Source organism: Micrococcales bacterium (assembly GCA_009784895.1).
GTDB lineage: Bacteria > Actinomycetota > Actinomycetes > Actinomycetales > WQXJ01 > WQXJ01.
This window is the reverse complement of the sequence record WQXJ01000009.1, coordinates 23,172-43,507: the sequence shown is the minus strand read 5'-3', so window position 1 is coordinate 43,507 and position 20,336 is coordinate 23,172. Positions and strand designations below refer to the sequence as shown.

Genomic DNA, 20,336 nt, shown 5'->3' with positions numbered 1-20,336 from the left:
TCGGAGTGACGAGCCTTGGCCAAAGGCGGTGGGGCGCTATGCCCGCTTGCACCCGCTGCCACTGGTGATCCCTTCAGGCTTGGTCAAGGTGTGGCCTGGCTGACTGAAGCTCCGCCACCACGGCCTGGGCGGCTTGGCCGTCGCCGTAGGGTTGCCTCCGTTCGGCGCTTGGCAGCGGCCTGGTGGCCAGGTCCGCCAAGTTGGCCAGATCAGGAGCCAGCAGATTCCAACCGTCAAGCAGCGTCTCAGGCCATTCGGTTTCGGTGCGAAGCGTGGTGCAAACGCGGCCCAGCAGGTAGGCCTCCTTTTGCAGCCCGCCTGAGTCCGTCACCACGCCGCAGCTGCCCAAGACAGCCCTGACCATTTCGGGGTAGGGCAGGGGACCGGAGGGCCTAAGCGAGCCGGTCGCCAGGTCAAGGCCATAGCTCTTGGCCCGGTCGCGTAGGCGGGGGTGAACCAGCAGGCGGACTTCCAAAGGCAGTGCGGCCAGCTGGGAGACGATCTGGTCAAGACGTTCTGGGTCATCTGTGTTCTCAGCCCGGTGGACGGTGCAGACCAGGTAGTCGCCGCCTTGCGGTAGACCCTGATCGATTAGGGCGTCGCGGACGGCAAAACAGACGTCGGTCATAACGTCACCGACCAGACGCGCCTTGCCCAACAGCCCTTCATTGGCCAAATGGTCCATGGCCACTTGGGTCGGGGCCAGAAGCAGGTCAGCGGCATGGTCGGTTAGCACCCGGTTGTGTTCTTCCGGCATCAGCCGGTTAAACGACCGCAGGCCGGCTTCGAGGTGCGCCACCGGCCAGTGTGACTTTGCGGCCGCCAAGGCGCCGGCCAGGGTCGAATTGGTGTCGCCGTAGACCAGCACCCAATTGGGCTTTAGGTGGTCGAACTGCTGCTCGAGTCCGGCCAGCATGGCGCCAGTTTGCTGACCGTGCGAACCTGAACCGACCGCCAAATCGACGTCAGGCGCTGGGATGGCCAGATCGGCGAAAAAGACTTTGGACATGGCCTCGTCATAATGCTGCCCGGTGTGAATGATGACATGGTCTATTCCGGCCGCGGCCATCGCCCTGGCCACCGGTGCCAGTTTGATGAACTGTGGGCGTGCCCCGACCACACTGGCTACTCGCATGGGAGTCCTTCCTGCATCTCAGCCGGTCTTGCAGGTGACCGGGGCGTCGAAGGCGGTGACAATGCCCTGTTCTGGTGTGGGCTTAGGCGCGGTTCCGTGCGGCGCCGGCGAGGCCGGGTCGCCTTCCTGGTCCTCGGCCGGCGGGTCGGGGTTGATCAGCTTATATGGCACCGTGCCGGGAATGGGCTGGTCGGTAGCGAGGTATTCGAAGACCTCTTGGGCCGTCATACCCATGGGATTGGACGAGCCGTAGTCATCAGGTTCGACCCGGTTGGAATCAGACCAGGCCGGCACAGTTGGCATTTGCAGCAGCGAGACGTTGGCCATTTCGATGTTGCGCAGCGAATAGGCCAGGCCAATCAACTCGCGGATTGAGTTCAGATCATCGGAGACGGTCAGCGATTTGGTCAAGGCCGTGGCGAAATTGTTGACCTTGGGGATAGACCCAAGCGATCGCTCGGCCAGGACCTTGTGGATGACGGCGCTGATCATTTGCTGTTGACGGCCAATTCGCTCCAAGTCTGAGCCGTCAAGTCTCTTTTCGCCGGACCAGCCTTTGCGCGTGCGGGCATATCTCAGGGCGGTACGTCCGTCTAAGGTCTGCATACCGGCGGTGATTTCGACGTTCAGACCCTGGCCTTTGAAGTCTTCTTCGATGCACATTTCCACCCCGCCCAGGGCATCGACCATAGAAACAAAACCAAAGAAGTCGACCATGACCCAACCATCCAGGCGAACCCCGGTTACCTCTTCGACGGTTTTGACGACGCAGGCGATGCCTTGGGCGTGGTTGCCCTCGCCGCCGCCGGTGCCTTGGGCCCAAGCGGCATTAATCTGTCCGTGATAACCAATCGGATGACCCTCATCACCCGAGACTTGGATGCAACCGGGTAGGTCAACCAGCAGATCACGCGGCAATGCAACTGTGTCAATGCGTTGGCGGTCGGCCGAAATGTGGACAATCATGTTGACGTCGTTCAGGACCGCCCCGTCTTGTTCATCCTTGACGATGCGGGCGTTGTCGCCGCTGCGGTCATCAACGCCAAAGAGCAAAATATTGACGGCTTGGCCAGCGAAAGGATCGCCCGGGGATTTGTCTCCTTTGGTCGTGGCCCGGTGGCTAGGTCTGGCCGATTCGACCAGCAAGTGGGAAATGTCAACGGTGCGGATATTCGACTGCAAGTCGTACAGGCGGGTGGCGACGGCCGTGCCGCCAAATAGAAGGATAGACACCAAGGACATGACGGTGATCTTGAGCGCGCGGTGACGGCGCAGCTTCAAGCGGTGCCGAGAGGCGATATTGGGCACCGGACGCGCGTGGCGCGGTCCAGCCATAGGTTGCATGCCCTTTCCCACGATTGTCTAGACGCCGACCAGCATAGGCTGTTTGGCTGGCCGGTATGCGACCAGGCCCGGCGGGCCAAGTAGAGGTTTGGTAGAGAACTGTGCCGCCAGTGTAATGAAAATACTACTTGGGCGCGGCCAGTTCTGCGGCAGTTGGCCCAGGTCAGGCATTGGGTTTATTGCCTTTCCAGGTGCCTTCAGCGATTTGGCGGAAGTCCTCGGCCGCGCCGGCCTCGTCAAGTAATACGGCTGAGCCAATACCGCCCGGGGTGAAATTGGTCGAAGCAATTGTCGGTGTGCCCATGGCCCCATCAGGACCAGTCGCCTTACGGAAGTCCAGGGCCAGGCGCCCCATGGAGACGATGTTCATCGACTCATCGACCGTTAAGGCGTCAGTGCCGGCTCTAACGAAGCCAACTTGCTTAGGCGGCCACAACACGGTTGAGGCAGAAAGGGCCCGCTTCATCACCTGGCTAACAACCTGTCGCTGACGCTCGACCCGGCCAATATCACCCAACGGGTCGGCGTAACGCATCCGCGAAAAAGCCAGTGCGGTCGGTCCATCGGCCTGGTGGCAGCCGGCCTGCCATTCCAACTTGGAGTTGGCGTCGGAAACGTCCTGATCCAGACACAGTTCCACCCCACCGACCGCCTCGACCAACTCCGTGACCGAACCAAAACCAACTTCGACATAGTGGTCAACGTGGAAGCCGGTCAGCTGCTCAACGCTCTGGACCAGCAGCTTGGGCCCGCCCAGGGCGTAGGCAGCGTTGATTTTGTTGCCACCATAACCGGCGATGTTAACGTAGGTATCTCGTGGGATCGAAACCAGCGAGGCTTGGCCATTAGGGGCGACATGCAGCACCATGATGGTATCGGCCCTGGCCCCCTCCGTGGTGTCATTGACGCCACCGGAGCCGCGCGCGTCCGAGCCGGCCACCAAGTAGGTACGCCCGGAAGTGGACTGCCCCGAACTTAGAGCGTCGACGTGCTTCAGCCGCGAATTGGCCCACAGGCCCAATCCAACCGGCCAGGCCAGGGCTAAAACCAGCAAAATGGCCAAAGTGCGCAGAACCGGGTGGCGGCGTTTTTTTGAGCGGGTTTTTGCTCTGGGCGGAGCCTGAGCTGGGCTGGAAACTTGCTGGGCCAGTGCCGGCGCTTGAGCCGGTATTTGGGCCCGGGCGGGAGAGGCATCCAACGGGCGGCCTGGCCCGGCCGTACGTGGCGGTGCCTGGGCCGGCTCGGGCCGCCCAGGCACCGACTGGCGCGGGGCAAAGGAAGGGGGAGGGCCGGCATCGGGCACGGCTGAGGGCGCGGCCGGCCCGGCGCCTTTGATCGAACGCCTGACAGGCGGGCCGTTCTGCGGGGTGGCAGGAGGTCGACTCATCGGCTCCATTGTGGCAGCGGCCAGTCGCGCCACCGTGTAATTGAGCGCCCTCGGTGGGTCGCCGGTGAGCGCTGGCCCACCTGAGGCCAAAGGCCAGCGGGTTGTATAGCTGCGGGGCTATTCGGGTTCGGATGACCGCCGCACATCGACCACCATGCCGGTCAGCTCACTGGCCAAGGTGGACAGTGAGGCCAGGGCGACCTGTTCGGCTGAGAGCAGCGAACCGGCCGGTTCTTGGCCAAAGGCCTGCTGGCGCATGGGCGTATCGGTTCGTTCAGGATTGACCACGTTGACCTTGATGTTCTGGCCGGACCATTCCTCTGATAAGGCTTGAACCAAATTGACCACGGCCGCCTTTGAGGAGGAATACAGGGCGTAGTTCTCCCGGCCTCTGGTGTATGAGGACGAGGTGAACATCAGCAGATGGCCTTTGGTCTGGACCAGGTGGCGATAGGCCGCCCGGGCCACGTTGACGGCGGCCAGATAGTTGACGCCAATCATCTCGGTGATCTCAGCTGGATCAACCAAGGCCAGCGGGCCGGTTTTGAGTACGCCGGCGGTTAGGACCACCGCGTCGATCTGGCCGTATTCTTGGGCCACCTGGTCCAGCGCGCGCTCGATCGCTTCGATGTCTTGAACGTGCAATCCGGTGGTGGACCGGCCATGGGCCACCACCCTGGCGCCGGCGGCTTTGGCGATCCGGGCGACTTCCGCGCCAATGCCATAAGAACCACCCAGTACCACAATCACCTGGCCGGCCAGGGCCTCCGAAAGCTGATCCAGCGACATGGCCGGCGCGGCCGAGGTCGCCAGCTGGAACAGTTTGTCGGCAATAAACAGGTCAACCGGATGGGTCACCTTGATGTTGTTTTCTGAACCGAGAACGCATTTGACCGGCACATCTGGCAGGTAGCGCACCACCACACCGCAATCGTCGGTGGCGTGGAAATATGGGTCCTCAATCGCCTTGGCGTAGGCCTGGCGCAGAGTTGAGAGCTTGAAGGCCTGGGGGGTTTGGCCGCGGCGCAGCCGGGAGCGATCCGGAATCCGGGTGATGATCTCGTCCTCGTCTACTACCACGACGGTGTCAGAAGACGGAATGACCACATCGACGGCCTCATGGCGGTCCAACTCTTCGACACAAGCTTTGATAATGCGCTCATTCACCAGGGGCCTAACAGCGTCATGTAGCAGAAGCTTGGCCTCATCGGCTTCGATGGCTTCGAGCACCCGTCGGGTGGTCTCATTGCGAGTGGCCCCGCCTTCAAGGATTGGGCCAAGTTTGGCGTAGCGCTCGGCCAGCATGGTCGCCACCTGTTCGGTCCAGCCCGGCGTCACCAGAACAATGACCTCATCGATTAAGGGGGAGGCGGCGAAAGTGGCCACCGTGTGCTCCAAAATGGTTTTGCCTGCCACTTTGACCATCTGTTTGGGTACCGCTAGGCCCAGCCGGGCGCCCACGCCCCCGGCCAGGACCACGCCATAGGTCTTCATGACCAACTATTGTGGCACCGCGCGTCCCTCGGCCAGTTCCTAACCGCCTAAGACCGGCTGCACTAGAGTTTGTCCGGTGGCAGCGGGCAGAGCTTCGAAAACGCTATCCGGGCTTGTCCTGAAGCCTTTCGCCTGGCTGTATTGGGGCACCTTTGGGGTCCTGTTTACCGTGACGTCGCTGGGGCTGATGGCGGCCCGGGGCACAAGGTCGGCTGAATCAGCCGCCTGGCTGGTCCAGAGCCTGCGGGTCGGTGGCCTCAACGCCGAGGCAGCCTTGGACCGGGCGCAGGCCAGTTCTGCCGCTGGGTTTTGGCCAGCCGACCCACAGACCTTGTTAGATAGGCCCGAGGTCACTGCCCACCCGCTCTACCCGCTGCTTGGTGCCGTGCCGGTGCGCCTATTTGGCACCCGGGGGTTGTTGTTGGTGTCCTTACTGGCTGCTTTGGTGGTCTATTGGCTTATCGCTTGGGTTCTGCTGAGGTGTTTCGACCGGCCGCTGGCCCTGGGCCTGATGGTCTTGTCACTGGCCTGTGCCGGGCCACTGTTGTGTTCGGTGAGGCTGGGACCGGGCTCTCTGGCGGCGGCTCTGACGGCTTTGATGCTGGTGGCGGCCTGGCGGTATCAGGAGCTGCACCACCACCAGCGACACTGGTTGGGCGCGGTTGGTTTGGCCGCAGCCCTGGCCACCTTGACGGCGCCGAGCGTGCTGATTGGCTTGGGCGCCTTGACCGGGGTCTACTTGTGGGCGGCGGCCAGCCAAAGATCTTGGTCAAACGGCTGGCGATGGCCACTGATGGTGGCCTGGGCGTCAGCCGGGCTAGTCCACCTGTGGCAGGTGGCAAGCGGCAACTGCGATTTCTGGTTTGGGCACCTGGCCGCCTTGCCCTCGGCCGCCTTCGAAACCTTCCAGGAGAGCTATTTGGCGGCCGTGGAGGCTGATTGGGCCGTTCTGGCGCTGGCTGTGGTGGTGGTTGTCAGCCTGGTGGCCTGCATCACATCGCCCCAGTCAGCCTTGACACTGGGCGGCCTGGCCGGTGTGGTGCTGTGGGCTGGCCAAGCGCCGGTTAGCCCTGGGAACTGGACTTTGCCGGCGCTGGGACTTTGGCTGATGTCAAGTGGGCGCCTGGCGGAGGCTTTGAGGACCCTTCGGCATGCCTCGACCTGGTATTGGCTGACTTTGGCCGGCGCCTACGGGCTGCTGGCCCTGACCGTGGCCAGAACCTATCCCCTCTTTGTGCCGGACTCGAAGCACTACTATGCCCAAGCCCTGCGTTTTGGTGGCATGTCTCGAGCGGACCTAACGGATGCGGTGGCGGCCGCCTCAGGGCACTGGTTTTCGGCCGAATACCTGATTGATTGGGATTTGGTCCGCCCACGGGTGGTCTACCCCTTGATAGCCACGCCGGCTGTGAAGCTTTGGGGCACTGCCGGTCTGATCGCTACCGCAGTGGTGGCCTCAGTTGCCTTCTATTCCGTCGCGGCCTGGTGGCTGGCCCGGCGATTTGGCCGACCTTTGGCCCTGCCGGTGATGATCTTGGCCTTGGGCTGCTGCCTGTGGTTGTACTTCTCCATGGCGGCTATCACCGAATCGCTGACCTGCCTCTGGGCGGCCCTGATGGTGGTGGTGACCTGGCGTTACATGAAGGATCCGGCTATCGGCTGGTTGGCCTGCCTGGCCGGACTGGTGCTGATTTCCGCCTTTACCCGCCAGGCCATCTTGGTACCGGCGGCCGGTTTTGGCCTGGCCCTGTTTGGCCAGCGGCTGGCCAGGGGCACGTGGCGCAACCGCTTCACCGGGCCAGGACTGGTGGTGGGCGGTTTTGGTCTGCTAGTTCAAGCTGCTCAACTGGTGATTTGGCCCAATGTCAGCCAGACCGGAGCGCTGGCCGAGTCTGGCAATGGGATTGGCGCGCTGGTCAAATCGGTGGCCAAGATGACCTGGGTCGTGGTCATGACCGAGCCGGCTCGGTCTTTGAGGTATCACCTGCCGCTGCTTGTCGTGGTGCTGGTCTGCTTAATGGCCCTGCTGCGGCACTGGCGGGCCATTGAAGCCCAAGTGGCCTTGGGCGGGCTGTTTGGTGGCCTGGTCTACACCGTGGTCAATGGCACTTTGGTGACCGATGCCCGTTACTTTCAGCCGGCCTTCATTTTCATGCTGACGACGGTTGGAGCGTACTTCGCCGGCCGCAGGAGTTGTGCGATAGCCTGGCCCAGGAGCGGGCCGGGTGAGGCGCTCCCTGGGGCGAAGGCAGCGCAAGTTGACCACGTCTTGGCTGGTGAACGCCGCCTGCCTGGTGTTAGCCAGGCAGCGGCGGCGAGGAAAGGGAATCTGGACCTTTGTACAGGGGACTGAAGGTGGCGGCGGTGGTGCCGGCGTACCGTGAAGAGGCCCATATTGCCAGCGTGATTGAGACCATGCCGGATCTGGTCGACCACGTCCTAGTGGTCGAAGACCACAGTCCGGACAACACTTACGAGGTGGCCCGGGCCGCCGCCGACCACCGCACCGAGGTCATCCATCACGAGGTCAACCAGGGCGTTGGCGGCGCAATTTTGACCGGCCACCGCCGGGCTATCGAATTGGCGGCCGATGTCTCGGTGGTAATGGCCGGTGACGGCCAAATGGATCCAGCCCACTTGCCCAGCCTGCTTGACCCCATTGCCCAGGACGGCTACGGCTTTACTAAGGCCAACCGGTTTTTCTCCTCGACCAGTTTCGAAGGCATGCCAAAACACCGCGTCTTTGGCAACATCGTCTTGACCTTCTTTTCTAAGGCATCCTCCGGCTATTGGAACCTGGTCGACCCGCAAAACGGCTACACCGCGGTCACCACCGAAGCCTTGTCCAAGATCCCAATGGATCGTGTCCACAAACGCTATGACTTTGAAAACGACCTGCTGATCTGGCTCAACACTGCCAATGTCAAGGCGAGGGACGTCGATATTCCGGCCCGCTACGGTAACGAGACTTCGACTATGTCTTTGACCAGGGTGGCTCCGAGGATCATGTGGACTTTGCTGACCGGTGGCTGGCGCCGGATCTGGCGCAAGTACATTCTTTGGTCTTTTTCTCCCATCGCTCTGCTGCTACTGGCCGGTTTGTTCTTCTTCGTCTTCGGTTTGGGTTTTGGACTTTGGACCACGATCCACTCGCTGACCACTGGGATCTCGGCCTCCACCGGCACCTGGCTGTTAGGGGTGGGCAGCGCCATTGTCGGCATCAACTTCTTAGTCCAAGGACTGGTCCTGGACATCCAAGCCACGCCGTCGTGAAGGCCGCTAGCTGGGCCAATGCCCGCCAGGTGCTGGCCTATCTGGCGGTGGGCGCGGCATCGGCGCTGGTCGATTTCGGTGTCTTCTTTGCCCTGCACCGCCTGGGGCTGTTCGACGTGGCAGCCAACGTCATTGCCTATGCCTGCGCTTTTGTGGTCAACTACCGCGGCAACCGGTCGATGGTCTTCCGCGCCGGTAAAGTGCCCGGTGCGTTACTGCGCTACTGCCTGCTGGTGGCGGTCAACTTGGTTATCTCGACTTCGCTGGTGCGCCTGGGCCTGGCGCTTGGCTGGCCGGATTACCTGGCCAAAATCGCTTCGATGGCGGTGGTGGCAGCCGCCAACTTTGCCGCCCTGCGCTGGTGGGTCTTCCGCCGCAGGCAGCCGTCAGGGTGACTGCGGCAATGGGCTATCATCATGGCGTGCAACCAGCTTCCGCTGTGCCAAGACGCAAGATTCTGTTTGTCGCCTGGGGGTTTCCGCCTTTCTCTGGCTCGGGGGCATGGGCGCCATTGGGTACTGTCAACGCCTTCGCCAGGCGGGGCCACGATGTCACGGTTTTGGCAGCCGACCGGTGGACTCTTGGTTTGGCGGGCCAATTCGACCCGCAATCGACCAAGATGGTTGACCCGGCGGTCAACGTCTACCGGTGGCCAATGCCGCTTGGGCCAAGCGACCCACTGATCGCCCGGTGGGAGGCGACTCGGGCGGAGGCCGCCTTTGGCCCAAAGCCGCGTCACGAAACCTGGGCTGCCCGCCACAAAAAATGGCTGGCCACAAGTCAACAAAGATGGTCGAAGGTCTTCCCTGAACCGTTTGGCGTGGCCAATTACGCCCGCTGTTACTCCGTGCTGACTTCGGCGGCTCGCCACTTACACCGGGCCAAGGGCTTTGACCTGGTTGGAGCCACCGCCGGCCCCTGGGTCGATCTTTCGGTGGTCCTGCACCTGGGCGCTGAGTTTGGGCTACCGACTTTCTTCTACGACCGTGACGCCTGGCTGTTCAGAACCTTTACTGGCGAGGAGTACCCAAACGCGGCCGAGATCGAGCCGCTATTGGCCCAGATACTTGGCCAAGTCACCCAGGCCTGGTACGTCAATGAGCCGCTGGCGGACCTACATCGGAAGCGGTTTCCTGACCAGGCCAAGAAGATTAAGGCGGTGCCCAACGGCTGGGATGGAGAATTCTTGCCGGCCGGTCTCACCCCGCCGGTCAGGCAACCTGGAAAAGGCCTGACCTTCCGTTACATCGGCACTATTACCTCTGGGTTCCCGGTAGAAGCGTTGACCGAAGGGTGGAAACAGGCCAGGCAAACCAGTGAGGTTGTGGCCCTATCCCGGCTTGAGTTCGTTGGAGCCAAACACGGCCCGGCCTTTGACCCAAAACTGGGGGAATTCGGGATCGACCATCGTGACCGGATAAGCAGAACAGCCATGCCGGATCTGTACCGACAAACTGACGCCCTGGTCTTCATGGTCCAAGGTGGGCCCCTGGTGACCTCAAGCAAGATCTATGAGTACATCGCCACCGGATTGCCAATCGTCTCGGCCACAGTCCGGGACCATTCTGCCCGCCAAGTGATGGCAGGGCGGGACCTGGTGTTTGAAGCTGGTGCCGTTCAGCCCGACGCCATCGCCAGGGCATTTGTCCAGGCGGCCGAAAGGGCGCCCAGACCGCAAGAGACAGCCCAAGCCCATGAACACGCCGAGGCTTTCAGGCGTGACAGAGTGCTGGCGACAGCGATTGAACAACTTGAAGAGGAAGTGCCATGGCGCTAGCAGTTGTGATCTGTGCTGTGGCAGATGGCACTGCCAGTGGCCCAATTCCAGGCGAAATCGATGGCATCGAGTGCATCTCGCTCGGAGTCGACCAAGCCAGCAATGCCGATCTGGCCAGCCTTGCCGACGGGCAGGTGGCGCTGGTGGCCGTGGCTTTTGGTCCAGGCGCCCAGGCTCGCCTACTCCAAGCCTCGATGACTGTCCCCAGGCTGCTGGCCGTCGACTCCGTTAGAGGTGCCGCCAGCGTGGTCAGCCTTTTGCGGGACGGGATGGCCGCCCACGAGGTGGCCTACCCTCTGCTGTACACGCCAGACCGATTGTTGGCAGACCAACCGGCTGACCGGGCTCAGGCCTGGCAACTTGAGCTTGACCAACGTGAAGTTGAACCGGACGGGCCGTGGCTTGAGGTCAAAGAGAACCGTGTAGTTGCCGCTCAGCAAGTGCTGTCGCCACTAGAACTTGAGGCCGCCCAGGGGCGAGTCGGGTTGCCTCGCGGTGGTCATCGACAACTGCTGATCGCGCCGGCCAACTGGGCTGGGCAGGCCGCGGCCTGGGCCAAAGCCGTGGAAGACCACGTCGCTGGATTTAGCGGTCGCAACGTCTCAGTACGCGCCGACAGACGTCCGGACCCTGGTTTCACTACCGATGTGTTTGTTGACGCCGCCGCCTTTGAGACGCCGCTGGGCCGTATCGACCTAGCCTTGGACCTGGTGCTGCCGGCAACCCACGTCCTGATTGAGGACATGATTCCGTTCTTGGGCCTGGACCGCCGCAGTGACTGGAGCACTTTGCCACAGCAGTCTGGTAAGGAAGCGGAGATGCTGTTGGCATCTGGGCGAGATGTGGCAGTGGTGATTCACGGCTCGTCTGGCAGAGCGCCGGCCAGACACGCTGCGCTGTATCCGCTCTCGCCTTTTGCCGATAGGGACCGAGATGACACGAACGTCTATGAGACACTGACCGCTCGCGTGCTGGAGGCGTCTGGAGAACTTGGGGTTCCGAGGTTCGTCGCCACCCTGGACATGCTCGACTTTGTTGAAGATGCCACCTGGCTGCCAATCATCATTGATCCAGCCAATTTCGCGCCGGCCCAGGCCTGGGAACCGGAAGGCCGGCTAAAAGTCCTGCATATGCCTTCGGACGACTTCAAAAAAGGCACGACCTGGGTTGACCAGATCCTTGGGCGCCTCGATCAAGAAGGCGTGATCGAATACCGACGGCTGGCCGGAATCCACCACACTTTGGTGCCCGCCTTGTTGCGAGAGATAGATGTGGTGGTGGATCAGGTGTCATTGGGCAACGTTGCCACGCTGGCCAACCAGACGATGGCCGCGGGCAGGTTGAGTGTCGGGTTGCTCCCAGGCCACGTCCGGCGACGCTACCCTCAAGATCCGCCGGTGTTGAGTGCCGACCCAACCAATCTGGGTGACATCATTTGGCAGGTAGCCAAGGACCCGCAGCGTTTCGAGGCTACGGCCAAGGCCGGACCAGGTTTTGCTCGGCGATTCCACGATGGTAGGTACTCGGCCAAAGTCTTGCAGGATTGGCTGGCCGGCCAAGACGCGGAGGAATCTGCATGAGGCTCTTGAAGGAAACGGTTTCAGGCCTTGTGGCCAGCGGCGCTACCATCGCAATTGGGCCGAATTGCCCACCATGGCTGGCCACGGTGGCAGGCGCCGTTGATGGTCCCAGCGCCCACGGCGACCAAGCTGCAAGCCTCTGGCTAGTTGACCTGGCGGATCTAACGGTGGCAGATATGACACCGGGATCATGGTGCATTATTGCGCTGGAGGTGACAAAGGCCGAATTAGCCCCGGGCATGATTGCCGGCCAACTGGCCAACCGGTCTGTGCAAGTGGCCGAATTACTGGCCATCGGGCCGCTGGAGTCAAATAACGGCGGCTTCGAACCGAAAAGCCTGTTGGCCCTGGGATTAGTGGTGGACCGGCCGCGCCAGATCGATGCCTATCGCCTCGGCAGCGGGGACCTGGGCCGTTTGACCAATCGCGACGAACTCGACCTGTGGAACACACTGGTCCTGTCATCGAATGCGCAGCAATTCCAGATGCGAAGGGCGGCGATCGAAAGAGATCGCTTACAGTCCGAGGTGGAGCGGCTGGGCCAAGCCCTCAGCCGCGCTGAAGGCCAGGCCGCCTCACCGCGCGGGCAAAAGGCGGCCGGCCAGAGCCTATTTGGCGGGAGAGCTAGCTCAGGTGGCCAAAGGCCTACTTGGTGGGTACTGCTGGCCCGCGGCAAGGCCTTGGTGGAACGACTGCCAGGCGGAAACAAAGCGGTGGCGGTGGCGAAACGGCTTTTGGGACGCTTGGCGAACGCCAGCTAGGAGACCGGCTTTGGAGTTTGGTCTGGCAGACGAGTTTGAACAAGATGGCGGGTCTTTTGTACTGACCGGCGGAATGGTGGTGGCCACGCCGTGGTATCCATCCGCCGAGCAACCCTATGCCGGTTCGTTTGTCCGCGAGTGGATCAAGGCGGCCGAGCTAGACCCCGGCCAGGTCACAATAATTCACCTCGAAAACACCCCGACCAACGATGACGCGTCAATCACCCGTTGCGACACGGCCGAAGGCGAACTGTGGCGCCTTCGCGTTCCGGTTGACGTTCAACGCCCAAGAGCGGAGGTGGCTCGGGCACAACTTGATGCGTTGAGCCCCGAACTGCTCGCGGTCATTCGGCAGGCTGGCGTTGTGATGTGCCACGTGGCCATGCCGACCGGCTGGGCCGTTTGCCAGGTGCTGGACTCCAGCCAGCGACTGGTACTGGTTGAACACGCTTCCTACGTGCCTCAGCTGGTCGACCACCCCGAGGCTAGCCAGATGCTAAACCAGGTATTGGAGCGGGCTTCAGTCGTATTGACGGCAGGGGAGTCCACTGCTGCCACCTTGCGCCAGGCCATCGGTCGCCCGTCGGATCGGATCTGGGCGGTAGGCAATCCGCTTAGCAGCCAAGACTTTGGTTATGTCGCCCACGAATCGGCCAGGTTGGATCGCTGGTTGTATGTCGGCAATCTGTTGGCTTCCAAGGGCGTGCTGCACTTGGGTGAAGCGTTTTCCCGATACGCCAAGACTCATCCCAACGCCGAGCTGACTCTGGTTGGCGAAGGTGCCGAAATGGCCGCGCTCAAATCAATGCTGCGCCGGCGCGGCCTGTTGCATCGGGTCCACTTCGCCCAAGGCAAGGACCGGCGGGGCGTTGGGGCGGCCATGGCTGAGGCCGACTTGTTGGTGCACCTGTCGATGGGTGAGACCTTCGGTTTGGCCCCTCTAGAAGGTCTGCTCAGTGGACTGCCGGTTGTAACAACCCAAACCGAAGGGGCCAAGCAGACCATGGGTCCGGCCGTTAGGGCGGGCCGGGCGGCGTTGGTGCCGGTTCGAGGTGGGGCCGGGGGCGCCAAGTTAGTGGTGGCGGCGGTCGAATCTTTGGCCGCTGGTTTGGCCAACTCCGCTGCCCGGGCTCAGGCGGTGCGCCAAACTGTCTTGGAGCGCTATGGTGCCTCAGGTTTTGGCGCCTTGGTGCGGCGGGCGCTAGGCGGCCAAACACCCTATCCGGCCTGCCGCGGGGACAACTTGGTTGTCATTGCCCTAACCAAACAAGCGGCCAAGGTTGCCCAAGAGCCTATTCGCCAGGCGCTTTGGCAGGGGCGACGGGTTGTGCTGGCCACCGCCAGTAGCCAGGACCTGATTGAGCAGGACCCTAGGGTTCAGTGCCTCGACCTGTCGCGCCAAGGGCGGGCCTTGGCCGGGCTCGACTTTGCGCGGCGGGTTGTCGCCTTTGGCTTGCGCTTGCCGATGGCGCTGGTGGGCTGGGTTTGCCTGCCACTGGAAAAGCTGCACCTGCCTAAGGCGGCTGGAATGTCGAGGCTGATGGCGCGGGGGTCGCGCGGTGTGACGGCTCGGTTCAATGACCGGGCCGAACCGCTGACACAGGGCTGGTCCTGGCGGGGGCGCCGGCGTGAGCGACTAGTTGAGGCGGCTGTTGGCGGCGTGTCTGGTTTGGCCGGTCCTCCGGCCCTGGCAGCCGACCAGATCTTGACATTTGGTCAGGACCCGGCACGGGTCTCAGCCGCCATCGCGACCGCCTTGGGTCCTCAGGCGGGCCCAGCGGCGTGATGCCCGTCAATACATGGCCGGTAGGACGAAGTTACCGAGTCAGGTCTTGGCGCAGGCCCCGCCAACGCCGTTGGAGCCTGTCGCTAACCGGCCCCATATGGGTAGTGCCTGCGGGGAACCTCGTGCCCAGACGGGTAGTCTTGTGGCGGCTTTGGCGCGGCTAAAGCCTTCAAGCAACTGCTGGAAATAGGGAGTGAAGTTGAGGATTTCTGTTGTCGCCTTAGGCAAAATCGGTCTGCCTTTGGCGGTGCAATTCGCCCACAAAGGCCACGAAGTAATTGGCGTCGATGCAAATCCCAAGGTGGTCGAGCTGGTCAACCGAGGCCTTGAGCCTTTCCCTGGCGAAGCCCAGCTGCAGGAGAGGCTATCTGAGCTGGTGCCGGCCGGACGCTTGAGGGCCACTACCGACTACGCGGCGGCTATTCCCCAGGCCGAGGCCGTGGTGGTGGTAGTCCCTCTATTCGTTGACGACGACACCTGGGAACCGGATTTTGGCTGGATGCAGTCCGCCACCTGCGACATTGGCCGGCATTTGACCAAAGGCACTTTGGTCAGCTACGAAACCACGCTGCCAGTTGGCACCACGCGCAACCGCTGGAAGCCACTGCTAGAAGAACTATCCGGGCTCAGCGAAGGGGTTGACTTTGACCTGGTCTTCAGCCCAGAGCGAGTCCTAACCGGCCGGGTCTTTGCGGATCTGGCTCAATACCCCAAATTAGTTGGCGCCTTGAGCCCGCGCGGGGCAGAGCGGGCAGTGGCCTTCTACCGGGCAGTGCTGGACTTTGTTCCCAGAGATGATTTGGACCGGGCCAACGGCGTCTGGGATTTGGGCACGGCCGAGGCAGCCGAGATGGCCAAGCTGGCGGAGACCACTTTCAGGGACGTCAACATTGCCCTGGCCAACCAATACGCCCACTTCGCCGAGAGCACCGGCATCGACATCCACCAGGTCATCGAAGCCTGCAACTCCCAGCCCTTTAGCCACATTCACCGCCCGGGCATTGCGGTGGGCGGCCACTGCATCCCGGTCTACCCGCGGCTTTATCTGGCCTGTGATCCTGACGCCACTGTGGTTGACATCTCCCGGCGGGCCAATATGGCTGTGCCCGGCCAACAACTGGATCGGCTAGCCGCCGCCCTTGGTACGCTGCAGTGCCAGCGGGTGGTGGTGCTGGGCGCCTCCTACCGTGGCCTTGTCAAAGAAACAGCCTTTAGCGGGGTGTTTTCGCTGGTTGAGCTGCTCGAAAAGGCCGGCGCCACGGCCCTGGTGCACGACCCAATGTTTTCCGATGAGGAACTGGCCGGATACGGCTTTACCGCCTACCACCTCGGTGAGCCGGTTGACGCAGCGGTCATCCAAGCCGACCATCCGGAATACAAGGCCTTAGGTCCGGCCGATCTGCCGGGTATCAAGGCCTTGCTCGATGGCAGAGCAGTTACCAGCCAGGCCAATTGGCCTGGCGTTACCCGTCTGGTCATTGGCCAAGGAGTTGTCTCTTGAGCGGCGATCTGGCCGGGAATGGCGCCAGGCCTGGGCCTCAGCCAGGCGCCAAACCAAAGCACGTCGTGATGGTATCCCACGCGCCTATTGCCCGTGATGCCAGAGTGCGCAAGACCGCCACTTCAGTCAAACAGCTCGGGTACAAGGTGACTTTGGTTTATGGAGCCCGCGAGGTTCCCGACATTGAATATGGCGACATTGATGGCGTGAAGACCATCGGCGTGCCAATGCACTTTTTGCTGGCCCTAAAACGTCCCGAAGAACTAGAGGTGTTCTACAAAGAACTGTGGCGGCCGTTCTATTTGGGGTACCGCGAATCGGGAGATCGGCGGGAGGCCGAGCGGAGACTGGCCGTAATGGCCGCGCGCAGACCGACGGACCGGCCCAATAGGCTGCTTTTCCGCTGGCTGAAAACATGGCACACATTCCGGTCAGGACTGTTGTACACACGCCGGAAAACCAGACGTCGACAAGAAGCCCACCTCAACCGGAAACGCCAGAAATGGGATTGGCGGCGCGAGCTGCCAATGGTAGGTGACTACGAGGCCACCTTGACGCCGTGGCTAGAACGCCTGGCTCCGGACATCCTCCACATCCACGATGTTGAAATGCTTTGGGGCGGTGTGAACGCGAAGCAGTTCTGGAAAGACCGCGGCAAGCACGTTGCCTTGATCTACGACTCGCACGAATATGTCGCCGGGACGCATTACAAAATCCATGTTCAAAACGCTTACTCGGCCATGGAACTTGAGGCGGCGCCCCACGTCGACGCCGCCATTACAGTTTGCGAACCAATTGCTGACCTGATGATTGACAGACTGCCCCTACCGGCCCGTCCAACCGTGGTTTTGAATACCCCGCGGCTCAGTTCGGTTGACGGGGGGTCGAAACGGTCACTACGCCAGGAACTGGGTCTGAGCGGCGACACGCCCCTTCTGGTTTACACCGGCACACTCAGGTCCAAACGCAACTTGAAACGGGCAGTTGAAGCCCTGCCGTTCTTGCCGGAGGTACATTTTGCCGTGGTTGGCGTGCCTGATGTGACCGGGGGATATGCGGAACTGCTAGTAGATACCGCTGCGGAATTGGAAATCTCAGACCGTCTACACATGGTGTCTCCAGTCGCGCCTGAAGAGGTGATCCCGTTTATCTCCAGCGCGACAGTGGGGCTTCATCCCATCATTAGTGGCGTGGTCAACCATGAGGTGGCGCTGCCTAACAAGTTGTTTGACTACGTTTTTGCCGGGTTGCCAGTGGCCGTCAGCGATCTGCCGGAGATGAGTCGATTTGTCAGCCAGTATGGGATTGGACACGTTTTCGATCCATTGGAGCCGGAGTCTATCGCCGCGGCAGTTCGACGGGTGCTTGATGACTACGAAGCCTTGGCCCGCTCCGCCAACAATCCGCAGCTGCGCCAAGAGTATTCCTGGGAGGCTCAGGAAACAAAACTGGCTTCGGTTTATAACGGCCTAGGGGGTTGGTGAACAATGCGCGCCAAAACGAGGATCGTCGCCAGGCGGTGCATCACCAGGCCACTAACCCAGCGGTTCGGTCGGGCTCAAGCGGCGGCGCCGCAGCCATGAAGGCTCCGGCCGTCTCGGTTTTCCTGACGGTGCTAAACGAGCAGGCTCATCTGGCCGCGGCCATCGAGTCGGTTTTGGGCCAGGACTACAGCGGTCACCTTGAGGTGGTCATCGCTTTGGGCCCGTCGAGTGACCAGACCGATGCCATCGCCCGGCGCTTTGCCGCCGCCGATGAGCGGATAAAACTGGAGGTCAACCCATCGGGTTCGATCCCAGAGGGGTTGAACACTGCCTGGCAGGCCGGCACTGGTGGGATCTTGGTCAGGGCGGATGGCCACACGGTCTTCGAGCCGGACTATGTCACCAGATGTGTGGCCGCTCTAGAGGCAACCGGGGCTGTGGTGGTGGGAGGTTTGATGGTGCCGGAAGGGACAACAGCCTTCGAGCAGGCGGTCGCCCGGGCCATGTCGTCTCGTGTTGGTATTGGCGCGGCTAGCTATCACACTGGCGGCCAAGCTGGGCCGGCCAAATCGGCTTACCTCGGCGCCTACCTGCGTCAGCCTCTGGCGGCGGTAGGCGGCTACGACGAGGCGGTCAAACGGGGCGAAGACTGGGAACTCTGCCACCGTCTGATCCAAGCCGGCGGCCTGGTCTGGTTCGACCCCAGCCTGAAGGTGACTTACCGGCCAAGGTCGAATTGGCTGGCCCTGGTGCGTCAGTATCACTCGACCGGCCGCTGGCGGGCTGAAATCATGCGCCGCCATCCAGAAACAATCTCGGCTAGGTACTTGGCGCCCCCGTTGGTCACCGCCCTAGTGGCCGGGGGACTCGGCATCGGACTACTGGGATTGGCTAGGCGCAAGCCCTGCGCCCAAGCCATGTCGCTGCCCGGCAACTTCATCCTGGGCGAGACAATCGCCGCCCTGTTGGCTGGGCGGGGGCTGGAGGCCAAAGCCAAAGCCTGGCTGCCGGTGGTGATGGCGACTATGCACCTGGCCTGGGGGGCCAGCTTTATCGAGGGCCTGGTGCGTTCACCCGGCCGGGACAGTTGACCAGCTATCCTATTTCCGGCCCTTTCCGGGCGGTACCAAGCCGATTGAAGGGAAATTCAGTTGTCTGAACCGGGGCAGAACGCCGATCCGCGCGGCGAACTGCATGTTTACGAGGCCCACGGCACGGGCCTACCACCAATCCGGAAATACGCCAGGGACCTGCTGCAGCGCTGGCCCTTCGCCGCGGAGTTTTCCCGTTCGTCAATCCGGGCGGCCAGCACCGACACGGTCTTGGGCCGGCTCTGGCTGATCTTGAACCCGCTGCTGCTGGCCTGCGTCTACTTTTTGTTGGTGAACGTCCTGGCCGGGGGCGGGGCCAATCCGATGCAACGGTTGGGCAACATTTGCTGCGGACTGTTCGCTTACTCCTTTGTCTCCGGTTCAGTTGGTTCCGGCGCCGGTGCGGTCACCGGTGGTGGCGCTTTGATCAGCCGCATGGCTTTTCCCAGGTTGTTGATGCCGCTGGCGGCGGTGCGGACCAGTCTGTACCGGTTCTTCCCAACTGTGCCGGTTTACCTGCTGCTGCGACTCTTCACCGGACAGCCCTGGGGCTTCGAAATGCTGCTGTGCGTCGTTTTTCTTTTCCTCATGGTCGTGTTCGCCGCCGGGCTAGCGGCCTGGGTTTCGGCTTTGCAGGTCTACTTCCGTGACACGGCCAGTTTTCTGCCCTATGTGCTGCGTATCTGGCTCTACCTAAGCCCGGTGCTCTGGGGGGTCGACCGGGTGGCCGATTCGGTCTACGGCAAAATCGAAATAATCGGCAACCCGCTGTTCTCAATGCTGGGTGGGTGGAACCAACTGCTGCAGAACGCCACCATCCCGGAGGCCAAGTTTTGGTTGATGGGGTTGGCCTGGGCGACTCTCGCATTCTTGTCCGGGTCGCTGTTCTTTATGGCGAAGGAGCGTGATTTCGCTGTCCGAATCTAAGCCGCGCCGCGTCCCGGTGCCAGGCGAACCACCGGCGGTCTCGATCCAAGACCTGTCGATCACCTACCGCACCACTTTCGAAAAGGTCCCAACCTTCAAAGTGGCGGTTATGCGCCTGGGCCGGGGCGAACGAGCAGTACGCGAGGTCAAAGCCATCCAAAACCTATCTCTGGAAGTGCCAGTGGGGACCTCTCTGGGCATTATTGGCGCCAATGGGGCCGGCAAATCAACCCTGGTCAGGGCTGTGGCCGGAATTCTGGCACCCTCCTCAGGCCGGATCGAGGTGCGCGGGCGTATCTCCTCGCTATTGGCCTTGGGCGTGGGTTTCAATTCCAAGCTAACCGGCCGCGAAAACGTCATTCTGGGTGGTCTGGCCCAGGGGCTAAGCCGCACCCAAATCGCCGAGCGGGCCGAGGCCATCGCCGAGTTTGCTGATATTGGTGAGTTCATGGATATGCCCCTGATCACCTACTCCAGCGGCATGCACGCCCGGCTGGCGTTTTCAGTGGGGGTTCATATGGAGCCGGATATCTTAATGATCGATGAGGCCCTATCGGCCGGCGATGCGGCCTTCAAGGCCAAGGCGGCCCAGAAGATGACCGAGCTGATGGAATCAGCCAGGGCGATGTTCTTGGTCTCCCATGCCTTGGCCTCGGTTAAACAAATGTGCGATGACTGCATCTGGATGCACAAAGGCAAGCTGATGCTGCACGCTGACCCAGAGACCTGCGTCAAGGCTTACACCAAATTCCTCAAGGTGGGGGAAGACGCCTTCACCTTGGAAGACCTATGAGGC

Annotated in this window: 16 protein-coding genes; 12 read left to right on the top strand and 4 right to left on the bottom strand. The window is 61.9% G+C overall.

Annotated elements, in window-relative coordinates; translation table 11 throughout:
• Nucleotides 1-73 precede the first annotated feature (73 nt).
• The 4 genes from wecB to FWD29_02820 all read right to left on the bottom strand — a co-directional run bounded on the left by wecB (nt 74) and on the right by FWD29_02820 (nt 5,360).
• A complete protein-coding gene (gene wecB, locus FWD29_02835) occupies nt 74-1,135 on the bottom strand; it encodes a UDP-N-acetylglucosamine 2-epimerase (non-hydrolyzing) (protein ID MCL2802884.1) in 1,062 nt (353 codons plus the stop codon).
• Between the two features lie 18 nt (nt 1,136-1,153).
• Nucleotides 1,154-2,470, bottom strand: coding sequence for an LCP family protein (locus FWD29_02830; GenBank protein ID MCL2802883.1), 1,317 nt, complete (start codon nt 2,468-2,470; stop codon nt 1,154-1,156).
• 172 nt (nt 2,471-2,642) lie between these two features.
• Complete coding sequence (locus tag FWD29_02825) at nt 2,643-3,866, bottom strand: LCP family protein (protein ID MCL2802882.1); 1,224 nt, start codon at nt 3,864-3,866, stop codon at nt 2,643-2,645.
• Between the two features lie 117 nt (nt 3,867-3,983).
• Nucleotides 3,984-5,360: a bifunctional cytidylyltransferase/SDR family oxidoreductase gene (locus FWD29_02820; GenBank protein MCL2802881.1), complete on the bottom strand. Its 1,377-nt coding sequence runs from the start codon at nt 5,358-5,360 to the stop codon at nt 3,984-3,986.
• A 76-nt stretch (nt 5,361-5,436) separates the two neighbouring features.
• Between FWD29_02820 and FWD29_02815 the strand changes: the two genes are divergently transcribed.
• The 12 genes from FWD29_02815 (at nt 5,437) to FWD29_02760 (ending at nt 20,333) form a co-directional block, all read left to right on the top strand.
• Entirely contained in the window at nt 5,437-7,713 is a 2,277-nt protein-coding gene (locus FWD29_02815; GenBank protein ID MCL2802880.1) for a hypothetical protein, read from the top strand.
• Nucleotides 7,714-7,724: 11 nt separating this feature from the next.
• Nucleotides 7,725-8,633, top strand: a complete 909-nt coding sequence (locus FWD29_02810) for a glycosyltransferase family 2 protein (GenBank protein ID MCL2802879.1) — start codon at nt 7,725-7,727, stop codon at nt 8,631-8,633.
• Nucleotides 8,630-9,028 carry a GtrA family protein gene (locus FWD29_02805; protein ID MCL2802878.1) on the top strand — a complete coding sequence of 133 codons (399 nt, stop codon included), beginning with the start codon at nt 8,630-8,632 and terminating at the stop codon, nt 9,026-9,028. Before FWD29_02810 ends, FWD29_02805 begins: the two co-directional genes overlap by 4 nt.
• Nucleotides 9,029-9,054: 26 nt before the next feature.
• Nucleotides 9,055-10,410 carry a hypothetical protein gene (locus FWD29_02800; protein MCL2802877.1) on the top strand — a complete coding sequence of 452 codons (1,356 nt, stop codon included), beginning with the start codon at nt 9,055-9,057 and terminating at the stop codon, nt 10,408-10,410.
• Nucleotides 10,401-11,990, top strand: coding sequence for a hypothetical protein (locus tag FWD29_02795; protein MCL2802876.1), 1,590 nt, complete (start codon nt 10,401-10,403; stop codon nt 11,988-11,990). Before FWD29_02800 ends, FWD29_02795 begins: the two co-directional genes overlap by 10 nt.
• A complete protein-coding gene (locus FWD29_02790; protein MCL2802875.1) occupies nt 11,987-12,751 on the top strand; it encodes a hypothetical protein in 765 nt (254 codons plus the stop codon). The genes FWD29_02795 and FWD29_02790 overlap by 4 nt, the downstream gene beginning before the upstream one ends.
• A 10-nt stretch (nt 12,752-12,761) precedes the next feature.
• Nucleotides 12,762-14,537 carry a glycosyltransferase gene (locus FWD29_02785; protein ID MCL2802874.1) on the top strand — a complete coding sequence of 592 codons (1,776 nt, stop codon included), beginning with the start codon at nt 12,762-12,764 and terminating at the stop codon, nt 14,535-14,537.
• 199 nt (nt 14,538-14,736) lie between these two features.
• Entirely contained in the window at nt 14,737-16,038 is a 1,302-nt protein-coding gene (locus FWD29_02780; GenBank protein ID MCL2802873.1) for a nucleotide sugar dehydrogenase, read from the top strand.
• Nucleotides 16,035-17,522, top strand: a complete 1,488-nt coding sequence (locus tag FWD29_02775; protein ID MCL2802872.1) for a glycosyltransferase — start codon at nt 16,035-16,037, stop codon at nt 17,520-17,522. Before FWD29_02780 ends, FWD29_02775 begins: the two co-directional genes overlap by 4 nt.
• The gene (locus FWD29_02770; protein ID MCL2802871.1) at nt 17,519-18,613 is read left to right on the top strand and encodes a glycosyltransferase family 2 protein; all 1,095 of its coding nucleotides are present in this window, start codon (nt 17,519-17,521) and stop codon (nt 18,611-18,613) included. The genes FWD29_02775 and FWD29_02770 overlap by 4 nt, the downstream gene beginning before the upstream one ends.
• Before the next feature lie 60 nt (nt 18,614-18,673).
• On the top strand, nt 18,674-19,540 hold the full coding sequence (locus FWD29_02765; protein MCL2802870.1) for an ABC transporter permease: 867 nt from the start codon (nt 18,674-18,676) through the stop codon (nt 19,538-19,540).
• Nucleotides 19,518-20,333 (top strand): ATP-binding cassette domain-containing protein, encoded by an 816-nt coding sequence (locus tag FWD29_02760; protein ID MCL2802869.1) that lies wholly within the window; start codon nt 19,518-19,520, stop codon nt 20,331-20,333. The genes FWD29_02765 and FWD29_02760 overlap by 23 nt, the downstream gene beginning before the upstream one ends.
• Nucleotides 20,334-20,336 lie beyond the last annotated feature (3 nt).

Excerpts from the sequence above, each read along its gene's own strand:
- wecB (MCL2802884.1), bottom strand. The coding sequence starts at position 1,135 with ATGCGAGTAGCCAGTGTGGTCGGGGCACGCCCACAGTTCATCAAACTG.
- FWD29_02830 (MCL2802883.1), bottom strand. The coding sequence starts at position 2,470 with ATGGCTGGACCGCGCCACGCGCGTCCGGTGCCCAATATCGCCTCTCGG.
- FWD29_02825 (MCL2802882.1), bottom strand. The coding sequence starts at position 3,866 with ATGAGTCGACCTCCTGCCACCCCGCAGAACGGCCCGCCTGTCAGGCGT.
- FWD29_02820 (MCL2802881.1), bottom strand. The coding sequence starts at position 5,360 with ATGAAGACCTATGGCGTGGTCCTGGCCGGGGGCGTGGGCGCCCGGCTG.
- FWD29_02795 (MCL2802876.1), top strand. The coding sequence starts at position 10,401 with ATGGCGCTAGCAGTTGTGATCTGTGCTGTGGCAGATGGCACTGCCAGT.
- FWD29_02790 (MCL2802875.1), top strand. The coding sequence starts at position 11,987 with ATGAGGCTCTTGAAGGAAACGGTTTCAGGCCTTGTGGCCAGCGGCGCT.